This is a genomic window from Paraburkholderia sp. BL21I4N1 (assembly GCF_002973525.1).
Taxonomy (GTDB): Bacteria; Pseudomonadota; Gammaproteobacteria; order Burkholderiales; family Burkholderiaceae; genus Paraburkholderia.
Window position 1 is genome coordinate 59,483 of the sequence record NZ_PVEN01000020.1, and the last position, 12,741, is coordinate 72,223.

Sequence of the window (12,741 nt, forward strand, 5' to 3'; positions counted from 1 at the left end):
CTGCGCCGGCTTCGGGAATAGCGGTCGCGCTGCGGCGCCGGTTGAAATGGGGCATCGGGTTATACGACATGACTGGTCCGCGTTTGCATCGCGTCCGCGACGGCGCGAGTGAACCGTTGAACGGAAATCAGGGCACCGGTCGGCGAGACGACGGGCAAGATCGCCGATCGGCCGGGTTGCGCGAAAGGCAGTTGCCGCCACACAGGATTGCGCTGCAGACCGGCGGCCGTGCCGTCCCCGCTTGCACCGACCCACAGCATCTGAGCATCGGGCGCGACGATCAGCCGCTCGAGTTCCACGATGCTGGAGGCAGCACCTCCCGCCACCAATGCGCCACGAGAGCCGTCCGCCAACGCGGCGGCGACGTTGCGGATACCCAGCGTCCGCAGAACTTCGCCGAACATGCTCGCGCCGCCGAAAATGCGCAAATGGCGATCGTCAATCACCTGGGCAACATAGACCGGCGCATAGCCGCCCTTCGGTAACGCGGCGTCGAGCGCCGCGCGCGAGTGCGTGAGAACACGCTCGGTTTCGTCCATCAGCGACTGCGCCCGCGCGTCGAGACCCAACCGCCTGGCGAGCGTCGACAGTTCGACGCGCATCGCCCGATACGGTTGCGGATCCGTCATGTACGAGCCAAGCGTCAAGGTCGGTGCAATGCGCTCGAACGAAGCCTTCACGCTCGCATGCGCAGGGGTAATCACCATCAGGTCGGGCCGCAGCTCGTACAGCAAATCGTAGTTCGGCTGAAACAGCAAACCGACGTCGACGACCCCACCCGGCAACGGCGGCGCCACCACGCTACTCGTGTACCACGCCGGCGCCGGCACGCCGATCGGCGCGACGCCGAGCGACAGCACCATCTCCGTCAGATCCCAATTCAGCACGACGAGCCGCCGTGGCGCGCGGGCGGTGGCATCCACCATGGCGCCGTGCGCGGCAACCGTCGCGCCGAGCGCGGTAGCCGCCAGCGCGCTTAGACAGAGACGGCGTTTCTTCGACCGCTGCGGCACAACGCTCTCCGTCTTCATCGCGGAATTCCGACGGCGCGGCCGCTGGCGGGATCTCGCAGCACCGTCATCGGCACGCCGTAGATCGCTTCGAGGTTCGGGCCGGTCATGATGTCGCGAGGCGAACCTTGCATCAGGATCTTGCCGTTGCGCAGCGCGACGATCCGATCGCAAAAGCGCGCGGCCATATTGATGTCGTGCAGCACGATAACAGCGGCAATGCCGCGTTCGGCGCAGAGCGTGCGCACGAGGTCCAGCACTTCGACCTGATGCGCCACATCGAGCGCCGAAGTCGGTTCGTCAAGCAATAGGCAGCGGCTGTCCTGCGCGATCAGCATGGCCAGCCACACCCGCTGACGCTCGCCGCCGGACAGGCTATCTACCTGCCGGTCCGCGTAGTGGGTCACGTCGGTCACGCGCATTGCCTCGGCGACCTGCGCGTGATCCTCGTCGCCGAATACACCGAGGCTGCCGTGCCACGGATAGCGGCCCAGCGCGACGAGTTCACGCACCAGCAGGCCGTCCGTGGACGGCGTGTATTGCGGCAAATGCGCCACCTGTCGCGCGAATTCGCGCGGCTTCCACGCCGCCAGCGGCTTGCCGTCGAAGCGGATCGCGCCCGCACCTTGCGCATGATGGCGCGCCAGCAATCGCATCAAGGTGGTCTTGCCCGACCCGTTGTGACCGATCAAACCGGTGACGCACTCGCGGGAAATCGACAGGTCGATGCCATCCAGCAACGTCGTTGCGCCCACATCGAATCGGACGTTGTCCAGTTCGAACAGCGACGACACCGAGGCGGATTCCGTGAAAGACGAACTCGTATTGGCCATGAAGTCTGAACCGTTGTGCGGCAACATGCGGCTTAAATAAAGGGAAATGCCCATCAGGCACGCGCCGAAGCGGCCGCCGCAGCGCCGCCGCCCTCTTCGGCCACCTGGCCGAAATCCAGCTTGAAATAGCGATCCGCGAGCGGGAAGTAACGGTCGTCATGCGTGATGACGACGACCGCTTTATCTCTCGCCTTCAGCTCGGGCAACAAGCGCCGATAGAACACCTCCTTGAAGAGCGGGTCCTGATCCGCTGCCCATTCGTCGAACAAATAAAACGGCCGGTCTTCCAGATAAGCCACCAGAAGCGCGAGCCGCTTGCGTTGACCTTGCGACAGTTCAAGCGTCGAAAACACGCCGTTCTCGATGCGGACCTTGTGCGACAGCTGCAGCTCGTCGAGCAGCGCGTGCGCAAGCGCATCCACGTTGTCCAGCTTGATGCCGAACAGCGTGTCGAACAGATAGAAATCGCTGAAGATCACGGAAAAGTGCTGTCGATAAGCATCGCGCTGCGCCTCGCCGACCGCTTCGCCGTTCAGCAAAATGCGTCCGCTTTCAGGCGCGTAGAGTCCGACGATCATCTTGGCAAGCGTGGTCTTGCCGCTGCCGTTGCCGCCGATCAGATAGACGAGTTCGCCCGGACGAAAGCTCAGATCGATCGGGCCCAGCGTAAAGACGTCGTTTTCCTTTTCCCTGAAATAGCGGTGCGTGACGCCTTCCAGCACGATGCTGTCGAACGAGGCCGCGTGCGCGACAGGATCCGTTCGCTCGACGGGCAACTCCGCATTCACCTGCTCGATGCGTTCGAGTGCCACGCGTGCCGTGCCGAGGTTCGGAATCGCTGAAAGCAGGCTTTCGATCGGCATGATCATGTACAGAAAGATCATTGCGTAGCCGGACATGATGTGCGGCGTCACGGGCAGATAGCGCGCCAGAACGAACAGCACGCAGCCGATAAACGCGAAGAAAACGAAGCTGCCCCAACTCGCCGCGGCGGCATACAGTACGTAGCCGCGCGTGCGCTGTACGCGAACCGCCTCGATGTTGCCGGCCAGCGTGTCGTCGACGAAAGCGCGCATACGCGCCCGGTGCAGCTTCAGTTCTTTCGCGCCGTCGAAAAGCGCGCGAAAATGATGCACCAGCGCGTCTTCCCGACGTCGCGAACTGCGCAGATGGAACAGGCCGCGCGTGTGGGCCAGACGAAAACCCGCCGCGCCAATCAGCACGGTGAGCGACGCAAACGCGAGCACCTGCCACGACAGGAAGCCCAGATACACGAGACAACCGGCAATCACCGCACCGTTCATCACGAGTCCAGGCAAACCGACGAACAGCACGACGATCGCGTCGAGATCCTGGGTCAATACGCCCAACGCGCGTGCCGATCCCTGACGTTCAATACTTGCGTAGGGCGCCGTCGAAATCCGCTCGATGGTTCTCATTCGCAGACTCGCCTTGGCGTCCTGGCCGAGACTCATGAAGAGTGTCTGCGACACCGTCCGCGTAATAAGCACGACGACGCCGATCGCGAAGAAACGCACGCCGAGTTCGACCAGTTGCTCGCGCGGCGACGCGAGCGCCTGATTGATCAGCGCGACCAGCCCCGCGTTGCCGAAACCGCTGACGAGACTCATGGCGATCGCGACGAGCAAGCGCCCGCGCGACCCCTTTATCATTGACCAGAGAAGGTGCATATCTAACCGTGTACGCCGATTACCATTGATACCTCGCCGTGCCGATCACCGAGCGATCCGAGCCGTAGTAGCACTGCACGCTGTTCGTGCAATAGGCAATGTACTGACGGTTGAACAGATTGTTGGCGTTGACCGCGAAGCGCCAGTTGCGGACGTCGTAGTGCACCACCGCGTCGACAAGGAAGTGACTCGGCACCTGGAACGTGTTGCCCGAGTCGCCGTATGTCGTGCCGATATAGCGCGCGCCGCCGCCGAAGCCGAGGCCGCGCAGATTGCCGGCATGCAGCGTGTAGTCCAGCCAGATCGACGCCATATTGGTGGGGTTGCCCGACGGTGGCCGTTTGTTCAACGACGGATCGTCTGCGCCAGCCGCGGTCACGCGCTGATTCAGGAACGCATACGACGCGATCAGGTTCAACCCTTCGGTAAGACCGATGCGCGCTTCGGCTTCGAAACCGCGCGATCGTATTTCGCCCGTCTGATTCGTAAAGCCGGGATGCGCGTCGTCCGACGTTTGGACGTTCTGCTGACGCAGGTCGAACGCGGCCACGGTGAACACCGCGTTATAGCCCTTGGGCTGATACTTCACGCCCACTTCATACTGCTTACCGCGAGTCGGCTGGAACGGCGAACCGTCGAAGTTCGCGCCGGCAACCGGCTGAAACGATTTCGCGAAACTCACATAGGGAGCAATGCCCGATTCGAATTCGTAGTTCAGCCCCGCGCGCCACGTGAAGGCGTGCTGCTGGCTGAGCGTGCCGACGCCGTCGGTGGTATTCGAATTGCGGGCCCAGTCCTGGCGAGCGCCGAGCGTCAACGTCCAGCGCTTATAACGCAACTGATCCTGCGCGTAGAGGCCGTACTGCGTTTGCGCGATGTATTGCTTCGTGCTGTCCGGCACGAAGGCGACGTTGCTGTAGTCAGGCGCGAAAATATCGATCGTGCCCAGCGAAAAACCACGGCTAATGCGATCCATCACGCGCTGAACGTCGAAACCGAACAGCACGGTGTGATTGACCGCACCTGTGTCGAACTTCGCCTCGGCCTGCGTATCGACGCTGAAGTTCGTCAGGTGCTCGTCGTTGTTATTGGTGAAGAGGCCGGCGGTGCGTTGGTCGTCGGCCAGTGAGCCGAATAGCGAGTTCTGGTAGTACTGAATGTCCTGGTGCAGATAACGGACATTCTGGCGGATCTTCCACGTATCGCTGAACGCATGCTCGAACAGATAGCCGATCGAAAACTGCTGGCGCTTGAGGCGGTCGGTATTCGGATCGCCGAGATAGTCGTGCGACGAAATGTGTCCGTTGATATTCGGCAGGATCGTGCCGGCCGCGGGCACCGGATTGAACAGCCCGCCTTGCGGATCGTACTGATAGCTGCCCAGCAGCGTAAAGCTCGTGTTCCGGTCGGGACGGAACGTCACCGACGGCGCGATCGCGAGCCGCTGCTCCTTGATGTGATCGGTCTGCGAATCGGCGTCGCGCGCGAGTCCCGTGACGCGATACAGAATCGTGCCGTCTTTATCGACCGGGCCGCTCAGATCGAACATGCCCTGATAGCGGTTGTCGCTGCCAATCTGCACTTGCAACTCGTGAAACGGATAGGCGGTGGGTAGTTTGCTCGTCATCAGCACCGCGCCGCCAGGGCTGCCCTGGCCATACAGCACCGAGACCGGTCCGCGCACCACGTCGATGCGATCGAGGAAATACGGATCGATTCGCGGCGACGCGTACCAGGTAGTGCGCATCAGGCGCAGGCCATCGAGATACGTATCGCTGTCGAGGCTAAAGCCGCGAACCGTGATCTGATCGAAGCGCGTGTCGTTGTCTTGAGTCGTGACACCCGGCACGTAGCGGATCGCGGCGTCCAGCGTTTGCGCCGCCTGCGCGTCCATCTGCTCGCGCGTCACCACGGAAACCGACTGCGGCGTTCGAATCAACGGCGTATCCGTCTTCGAACCAGCGGTGCTGCGCTTCGCGACGTAGCCGAACGTTTCCTTGTCGTCGCCCGAACCGGCGCTCACCACGACCGCCGGCAGCGTGTTCTTGTCCGCGCCCTCTGCTGCGTTCGCGCCGCCCGTCTGGGTGGTCTCCCCTGCGCCTTGTGCATGAGCCGCGGCGGCCGCCGTCAGCCACATCGTGGCCATTGCCCAACGCGTTTTTCTCATTCGCTTCGATCCCCGACCGCTCATTTCCACCATCCCTTCAATTGTCATTATGTCTCATTAAATGCAAGTACGAATGCGAATCGTTACTATTAGTTATCGCATTGGCTTGCGAAACCGCAGAAGTCGTGAAAGGATAGCGTCGGTATTGTTGCGCTGTCTTGCCATCAAACATCGCGAAACAGACACTTTTTGGCAGGCTTCAACGAGAGCTTTGAGATGGATCCAATCTGGCGAGCACAATTCGGCGTCGAATACCGGCGTCAACCGCGACCTGTAATGGCTCGCAGTTCGTCCTATACCAATGGGCAACGCGAAATCTGGCACGCGCACGAGCAGGTGCAGTTGTGCTACGCCATGACCGGCGCCGTGCGCGTGCTGACGCCGATGGGCAGCTGGATGCTGCCGCCCATGCGGGCGATCTGGTTGCCGCCCGGCGTCGACCACGAAATTCATGCGATCGGCCGCGTCGATACCTATAGCGTGTATCTGGAGCCCGACGCCGCGCCGTGGTTATGGCCTGCGTGCCGCGTCCTGCTGGTCACGCCGCTGATGCACGAATTGACAACCACGCTGGCCGGAGAGCCGCAAGAATATGCCGCCGACAGCCTCGGCGCGCACATCGCGCCTTTGCTGCTCGAACTGTTGCACCGCGCCGATTCGACGACGCAAGGCGGACTGCCGCTACCCAGCGATCGACGGCTCAGAGCGATCTGCAGCCAGTTGCTGGCCTCGCCCGACAACGACGACACACTCGACGAATGGAGCGAGACCGTCGGCGCGAGCGCGCGGACACTGGCACGTCTGTTCCGGCTGGAGACGGGGCTTACCTTCGGACAATGGCGTCAGCAGTTGCGTCTGGTCGAGGCAATGTCGCGCCTGGTGGTCGGCGACTCCGTGGCGAAAGTCGCCGACGATCTGGGCTATCAGAGCAGCAGCAGTTTTATCGCGATGTTCCGGCGGGAAATGGGCGAAACGCCTCAGCGGTTGCTGAAGCGGAGTTGAGAGGGAAAGCGCAGGCCGGCGCATTCTCGACGGCCTGCGGTCTTTCAGCGCCTCGCCGCGCGATTCGATGACGCCGGGTCGCGGCGTCGGCGCGAACACCGCCCTGCGCGATGCCGCGCTGCTAGCCGAACGTCTCGACGATGCGCAACGCGACAAACTGTCGGGCCACGACGCGGTAGCGGACTACGAAGCGGAGATGCGCCGTCATGGATTTCACGCGGTGGTGAAATCGCGCAAACAGTTCGACGCGCGCAGACGCGAACCACAGCGGAAGAAGCACGGGCGCGTCGAGCGGCGACGCGCCTTTCGATCGGTACGAAGAAAGCAGCGCGCCGGGTCCAGGCGTCGCGATGTTTTCTGAAAGGAAGGCACGGTAGGATTCGGGCAGGCACGGGTCGCAACGCGACGCGTCAATCATGCTTCACCGAAGACATCGAGGATTCACATGAGTACTTATATCCTGCTGGGCGGTGGGTTCGGACTCGCCCTGCTCATTGCGATCTGGGGAATCTGGCGACTGAGGTAGGGTCGCGCACACAGACCACGTCCGGCCCGACCTATCCTTTGCCTCGGCTCGCGAGTCGCACGACCGGCATTCATCGCCGCCCGTCCCACCACGCCGATGCATCCGCTGCCTTTTACTCCGCTTACGACCGACCTATGTCCTCCTCCGCGACTTCATCACCCAACGCCCCCGCCAAGGCGGCCGCGCCCAGCCTCGTACTGGGCGCGATCGGCGTGGTGTTCGGCGATATCGGCACCAGCCCGCTCTATACGCTTCGCGAATGCCTGAAGGCGGCCGGCGGCATCACGCAGACGAACGTGTTCGGCATCGTGTCGCTGATTCTCTGGGCCATCATCATCGTGGTGACGCTCAAATATGTCACTTTCGTGATGCGTGCCGATAACGACGGCGAAGGCGGCATACTCGCGCTTACCGCGCTCGCTTCGCGCGTCGCGCCCGAACGGCTGCGGCAAGTGCTGTTGACCCTCGGCGTGTTCGGCGCGGCGATGTTCTACGGCGATTCGATGATCACGCCGGCCATTTCCGTGATCTCGGCGGTGGAAGGCGTGACGCTGGTCGATCCGCATCTCACCGAGTGGATCGTGCCGATCTCGCTCGTGATTCTGACGGGTTTGTTCAAGCTGCAGAAACGCGGCACCGGCGCGGTCGGCAAGGTGTTCGGCCCGATCATGATCGTCTGGTTCATCACCCTGGCGGCGCTCGGCCTGTCGCATATCATCCCGCACATCGACATTCTGCGGGCCGTCTCGCCGACCTATGCGGTCGCGTTCGTTGCGAATGCACCCACCACGGCCTTCATCGTGCTGGGCTCGGTATTTCTCGCGTTGACCGGCGGCGAAGCGCTCTACGCGGACATGGGGCACTTCGGCAAGCGGCCGATCAATCTCGCCTGGCTGTTTCTCGTGCTGCCGAGCCTCGTGCTGAATTATTTCGGCCAGGCGGCGCTGGTGCTCGACAAACCATCGACGATCGCCCAACCGTTCTTTCAATCGGCACCGGGCTGGGCGCTGGTGCCGCTGGTGGTACTGGCCACGGCGGCTACCATCATCGCGTCGCAAGCGGTGATTTCCGGCGCGTTTTCAATGACCAAGCAGGCCGTACAACTCGGCTTTCTGCCGCGTATTCCCGTTGTTCACACGTCGTCGCACGAGATGGGCCAGGTGTACGTGCCGTTCATCAACATTTCGCTTTACGCGGCGGTGGTGTTCCTCGTCGTGTTCTTCAAATCGTCGGATAATCTCGCGGCGGCGTACGGGATCGCGGTGGCGTCGACCATGCTGTTGACGACCCTGCTGATGTATTTCATCACCCACGATCTGTGGAAATGGAGCGCACTGAAAACGGCCGTGGTGATCGTGCCGCTTGCGCTCGTCGACGCCGTGTTCGTGTCGAGCAACGTCAGCAAGGTCATGGAAGGCGGCTGGTTCCCGCTGCTGGCGGGCGGCCTGTTGTTCACCGTCATGACCACCTGGCACAAGGGGCGCGAAACGCTCATGGAGCGGATGAGAAGCGACAACCTTCCGCTCGCGAGCCTGATTCACTCGCTATGCGAAGGCGCGCATTCGCCGCCGCGCACCAACGGCACCGCGGTGTTTCCCGGCGGCGTCGCCGGCATGGCGCCCAGCGCATTTCTGCACAACCTGAAGCACAACGGCGTCATGCATCAGTTCAACATCTTCATGGCCGGTACGACCGACAACGTGCCTCACGTGCCGGACGAACAGAAGGCGGTGGTCGAGGATCTGGGACATGGCTGCTACTCGGTCGTCGTCCGTCATGGCTTCACCGAGATTCCCAACGTGCCGCGCGTGCTGGAGTTCGTGCAGAAACAGATTCCGGACTGGCACTACGAGCCCGCCGACACGTCGTTCTTCCTCGCTCGCGATACGGTGCTGGCGACCGGCGAGAGCAAGGCGATGTCGTTGTGGCGCGAGAAGCTGTTCGCGTTCCTCGCGAGGAACGGAGCGCAGGCGGCCGAATATTACAGCCTGCCCGCGAATCGCGTGGTGGAAATGGGCGGTCAGATCAATATCTGATGCACCGGCACGGGCGTCGCCCCGTGCCGACTGCTCGAGTCAACCATGCGGTGAGCGGTGACGACATGCGGCGTGAGAGAACGACTCACGCCTCTGTATCGATCATGCCGGTCGTCTTGCCGGAGGCGAGCATCAGTTGAGCTAGCTCGGAGGTGGCCATTTCGATCGCGGAATTGATCGTCGACACCTGACTCGCCAGGCTGCTCACCCGAACTTCCTGGGCGCTGACCTGAACGTCGTCGCCGGCCGATTGCGCCGAACTGCTGGCTTGGCGCGAATGTTTGGCCTGCGCCGTCTGCGTAGAGGCGTCGGCTGAAACGCCACTGCCGGATTGCGTGCCCGCGATCGCCTGACTGCCCTGCGATTGCGCTTGCGAGCCGTGCGCTGACCGTGTTTGCGCTCCCTGCGCTTGCGACATTTGCGACTCCACCGCCACGAGTTGCGCCTGCAGTCTCTGGATCAGTTGCGTGAGTTGCTGCATTTCGAATTCAGTGGCACTCGAACTGCTGGACGCACCGCCGCCACCGCCTCCGCCCCCACCCTTACCGCCTTTCCCTTTGGCGTGAGTGGTCGAACTGCTGCTACTGCTACTCGACGAACCCGAGGCCGCCGAGGTCGACGTCGAGTTACCGGACTGCGAGCCGGACGAGCTGGCAGAGCCCGAGGAACCCGACGAAGCAGCGGACGTGGAATTGGAAGTGGAACCCGCCACGTCGGAACCCGCAGCCCCTGAAGCGGCCGCGGTCGTCGTAGTCGTCGCGGCCGTGCCGCCGCCGTTGGTTTGCCACGTGTTGAGGCTGGTCGCGCTGGTGATCTGCATCAGCACACCTCCTTTGAACAGGTCGATTCGTCGGGAATAGGCAAGCCCGACGGACTGCCTCTCAATGCATAACGGCAGCGCGCGGCAGAAACTTTAGCGCTGTTTCAGCGATCTCCGCGCAGCCACGGTTTGTCCTCGGCACGCCGCGCATTCTTTTTCGACGAAGGCCAGACGGCCGCGATCAACCCGGCGATCAGGCCGAGTAACCCGACGAAGGCCATCAGGCCACCGCCGATGTAAGGCGTCAGCGCCGCGCCGAAGGAGTTGGCCGCGCCCAGAAACAGCAGACCGACGATCAGCGCGATGCATCCCCCGATGCCCCACACGGCCGCTGCCACGGCACAAAATCGACTCATTGTGACCCTGAGAAATGAATGGATCGTTGCGATGGTGTACGTGGACCGGTGCGGGCAATCCAAGCCTCGCACGCGAACGACCCGATGCAACTCAACCCGATAGTTTGCGTGGATTGTACCTGGTGTAAAAAAGGCGCCGCCGCCGGCTTCGTTCAACGTCGATGGGCTCCACGGTTCGGCCGCGAATTCCGTTAAGAAGAATTAAGCATTCTGAAGTTCAACACAGGCGGTCGCGCCGTAGGATTCAACCCGTGATGTCGCATGACGCACACGGGCAACTCATCCCATTCACATCAAGGAGAGCGTCACACCATGAACTACGTTACGACTAAAGACGGTACGCGAATCTTTTACAAGGATTGGGGCACCGGCACGCCGGTGGTGTTCTCGCACGGCTGGCCGCTCGACGCCGATGCATGGGATCCGCAGATGCTGTTCCTGGTGAACAAGGGCTATCGCGTCATTGCGCACGACCGCCGCGGTCATGGCCGCTCGGACCAGCCGTCGCACGGTAACGACATGGACACGTACGCGGACGATCTGGCCGCAGTGATCAACGCACTCGACCTGAAGGGCGCGATGCTGGTGGGTCATTCGACGGGCGGCGGCGAGATCGCTCACTACGTGGGCCGTCACGGCACCTCGCGCGTCGCGAAAATGGTGCTGATCGGCGCGGTGCCGCCGATCATGGTCAAGACCGAGAGCAACCCGAACGGTCTGCCCATGTCGGTGTTCGACGGCATTCGTGCGAGCGTCGCGAGCAACCGCTCGCAGTTCTATAAAGACCTCGCGGTGCCGTTCTTCGGCTACAACCGTCCGAATGCGAAGATCGAACAAGGCACGATCGACGAGTTCTGGCGCGAAGGCATGCTCGGTTCGATCAAAGGCCAGTACGACTGCGTCAAGCAGTTCTCGGAAGTCGACTACACAGCCGATCTGATGAAGATCGACGTGCCGACGCTAGTGCTGCATGGCGACGACGACCAGATCGTACCGATCGACCAGGCCGGCCGCATGTCGGCGAAGATCGTCAAGCACGCCACGCTGAAGGTTTATCCGGGCGCGCCGCACGGCATGTGCGCGACGGAAGCCGACAAGGTCAACGCCGATCTGCTCGCGTTTCTGCAACAAGGTTAAGGTCAGGTCGGGGGCGGCTGGCTCGATCAGCCGGCCGGCACCCGAAGCGAAGCCCTCATTCAGCACCGTACGGCTGCACGACAGCCGGCGGTGCTGAATCGTTTCCACGGTGCGAACCGATCGAGCGGCCGCCGTTCAGGCGTTCAAACGTTCACGACGGGTGACCGTCTTTCGGCCGCAGCGTGACCGTGCAGGTCATGCCCATCGCAAGCTTCATCCCGGCCGGAATGTGGTCGAGGTGCACCCGCACCGGCACGCGTTGCGCGAGGCGCACCCACGTGAAGATCGGATTGACGTCCGCGAGCAGATCGCCGTTGCTGGTCGGATTGTCGCGATCGGCGATCCCGCTCGCCAGACTGTCGACATGCCCAAGAATCTCCTCGCCGCCCGACATCAGCCGCACCACTGCCTGATCCCCCACATGCACGTGCGGCAGCTTGGTTTCCTCGAAGTAGCCGTAGACCCAGAACGAATGCGAGTCGATCAGCGCCATCCGCGCGCTGCCGGCCGTGGCGAAATCGCCCGGATAGAGATTCAGATTGGTGATGTAGCCATCGGCCGGCGCGTGCACTTCGCTGCGCGCGAGATTGAGCACCGCCGTCTGCTGCGCGACCTGCGCCGTCTTGACCTGCGCCTGAGCCGCGCTGTAGGCGGCGACATCGGCAGCATACGCGGCGGCCGACTGTTTCGCGAGCGACGCCGCGTCGACACGGCTTTCGTCGGAAATCACATCGCCCGCCAGATTGGCGCGCCGCGCCGCCTGGGCGCGCTTCATCGCGAAGCCGGATTCGCTGCCCGCCATCTGCGCCTTGGCCTGCTCCACCTGTGCCTGAGCACGCAGCAGATCGGCGTCGGCTTGCGCGACCGCATAATGGAACCGCGCCGGGTCGAGCACGAACAGAACATCGCCCTGATGCACGAACTGGTTGTCCTTCACCCGCACTTCGCTGACGAGGCCGGAGACGTCGGTGGCGACCTGCACGACTTGCGCGCGAACCCGGCCGTCGCGCGTCCACGGCGAGAACATGTAGTCGAGCCATAGCAGGCGCACCAGCAGGATCGCCACGACGAGAAGGGTTAGCGTGAATGCCGCGCGCAGCAGGGATTGCGTTTTCATCTTCGTGGCCGGACGTTAGCGGTCGGTGAATTCATGGAAGCGATTC

General features: G+C 62.7%; 11 protein-coding genes. 3 read left to right on the top strand and 8 right to left on the bottom strand.

All coding sequences use genetic code 11. The features are described from left to right. Positions 1-59 precede the first annotated feature (59 nt). From B0G83_RS32800 to B0G83_RS32815, 4 genes are read right to left on the bottom strand one after another with little or no spacing between them, the layout of a single operon-like run. Complete coding sequence (locus tag B0G83_RS32800; RefSeq protein WP_105511487.1) at positions 60-1,031, bottom strand: ABC transporter substrate-binding protein; 972 nt, start codon at positions 1,029-1,031, stop codon at positions 60-62. Continuing rightward, on the bottom strand, positions 1,028-1,897 hold the full coding sequence (locus B0G83_RS32805; protein ID WP_374954962.1) for an ABC transporter ATP-binding protein: 870 nt from the start codon (positions 1,895-1,897) through the stop codon (positions 1,028-1,030). Before B0G83_RS32805 ends, B0G83_RS32800 begins: the two co-directional genes overlap by 4 nt. Then, entirely contained in the window at positions 1,897-3,534 is a 1,638-nt protein-coding gene (locus B0G83_RS32810) for a cyclic peptide export ABC transporter (RefSeq protein WP_105511488.1), read from the bottom strand. The genes B0G83_RS32805 and B0G83_RS32810 overlap by 1 nt, the downstream gene beginning before the upstream one ends. A 19-nt stretch (positions 3,535-3,553) precedes the next feature. Then, positions 3,554-5,701: a TonB-dependent siderophore receptor gene (locus B0G83_RS32815; RefSeq protein ID WP_181157149.1), complete on the bottom strand. Its 2,148-nt coding sequence runs from the start codon at positions 5,699-5,701 to the stop codon at positions 3,554-3,556. A gap of 276 nt (positions 5,702-5,977) precedes the next feature. Here B0G83_RS32815 and B0G83_RS32820 point away from each other — a divergent pair, with 276 nt between their 5' ends. Beyond that, the gene (locus B0G83_RS32820; RefSeq protein ID WP_258168425.1) at positions 5,978-6,703 is read left to right on the top strand and encodes a helix-turn-helix domain-containing protein; all 726 of its coding nucleotides are present in this window, start codon (positions 5,978-5,980) and stop codon (positions 6,701-6,703) included. A gap of 121 nt (positions 6,704-6,824) precedes the next feature. Here the strand turns inward: B0G83_RS32820 and B0G83_RS32825 are convergent, their stop codons facing one another. Then, positions 6,825-7,121: a hypothetical protein gene (locus B0G83_RS32825; protein WP_105511491.1), complete on the bottom strand. Its 297-nt coding sequence runs from the start codon at positions 7,119-7,121 to the stop codon at positions 6,825-6,827. 242 nt (positions 7,122-7,363) lie between these two features. Between B0G83_RS32825 and B0G83_RS32830 the strand changes: the two genes are divergently transcribed. Continuing rightward, entirely contained in the window at positions 7,364-9,265 is a 1,902-nt protein-coding gene (locus tag B0G83_RS32830; protein WP_105511492.1) for a potassium transporter Kup, read from the top strand. 85 nt (positions 9,266-9,350) lie between these two features. Here B0G83_RS32830 and B0G83_RS38340 read toward each other — a convergent pair whose 3' ends face one another. Both B0G83_RS38340 and B0G83_RS38345 read right to left on the bottom strand, forming a co-directional pair. Beyond that, positions 9,351-10,085 (bottom strand): hypothetical protein, encoded by a 735-nt coding sequence (locus tag B0G83_RS38340; RefSeq protein WP_146120328.1) that lies wholly within the window; start codon positions 10,083-10,085, stop codon positions 9,351-9,353. Positions 10,086-10,189: 104 nt separating this feature from the next. Then, entirely contained in the window at positions 10,190-10,597 is a 408-nt protein-coding gene (locus tag B0G83_RS38345) for a hypothetical protein (protein ID WP_146120329.1), read from the bottom strand. Between the two features lie 156 nt (positions 10,598-10,753). Here B0G83_RS38345 and B0G83_RS32850 point away from each other — a divergent pair, with 156 nt between their 5' ends. Next, positions 10,754-11,578 carry an alpha/beta fold hydrolase gene (locus B0G83_RS32850; RefSeq protein WP_105511496.1) on the top strand — a complete coding sequence of 275 codons (825 nt, stop codon included), beginning with the start codon at positions 10,754-10,756 and terminating at the stop codon, positions 11,576-11,578. A gap of 151 nt (positions 11,579-11,729) precedes the next feature. On the opposite strand, the gene B0G83_RS32855 is transcribed toward B0G83_RS32850, so the two are convergent. After that, on the bottom strand, positions 11,730-12,695 hold the full coding sequence (locus tag B0G83_RS32855; RefSeq protein WP_105511497.1) for an HlyD family secretion protein: 966 nt from the start codon (positions 12,693-12,695) through the stop codon (positions 11,730-11,732). Positions 12,696-12,741 lie beyond the last annotated feature (46 nt).

Bases quoted from the DNA above. Each gene is read 5' to 3' on its own strand.
- B0G83_RS32850 (WP_105511496.1), top strand. From the start codon at position 10,754: ATGAACTACGTTACGACTAAAGACGGTACGCGAATCTTTTACAAGGAT.
- B0G83_RS32810 (WP_105511488.1), bottom strand. From the start codon at position 3,534: ATGCACCTTCTCTGGTCAATGATAAAGGGGTCGCGCGGGCGCTTGCTC.
- B0G83_RS38340 (WP_146120328.1), bottom strand. From the start codon at position 10,085: ATGCAGATCACCAGCGCGACCAGCCTCAACACGTGGCAAACCAACGGC.
- B0G83_RS32815 (WP_181157149.1), bottom strand. From the start codon at position 5,701: ATGAGAAAAACGCGTTGGGCAATGGCCACGATGTGGCTGACGGCGGCC.
- B0G83_RS32800 (WP_105511487.1), bottom strand. From the start codon at position 1,031: ATGAAGACGGAGAGCGTTGTGCCGCAGCGGTCGAAGAAACGCCGTCTC.
- B0G83_RS32855 (WP_105511497.1), bottom strand. From the start codon at position 12,695: ATGAAAACGCAATCCCTGCTGCGCGCGGCATTCACGCTAACCCTTCTC.
- B0G83_RS32805 (WP_374954962.1), bottom strand. From the start codon at position 1,897: ATGGGCATTTCCCTTTATTTAAGCCGCATGTTGCCGCACAACGGTTCA.
- B0G83_RS32830 (WP_105511492.1), top strand. From the start codon at position 7,364: ATGTCCTCCTCCGCGACTTCATCACCCAACGCCCCCGCCAAGGCGGCC.
- B0G83_RS32820 (WP_258168425.1), top strand. From the start codon at position 5,978: ATGGCTCGCAGTTCGTCCTATACCAATGGGCAACGCGAAATCTGGCAC.
- B0G83_RS32825 (WP_105511491.1), bottom strand. From the start codon at position 7,121: ATGATTGACGCGTCGCGTTGCGACCCGTGCCTGCCCGAATCCTACCGT.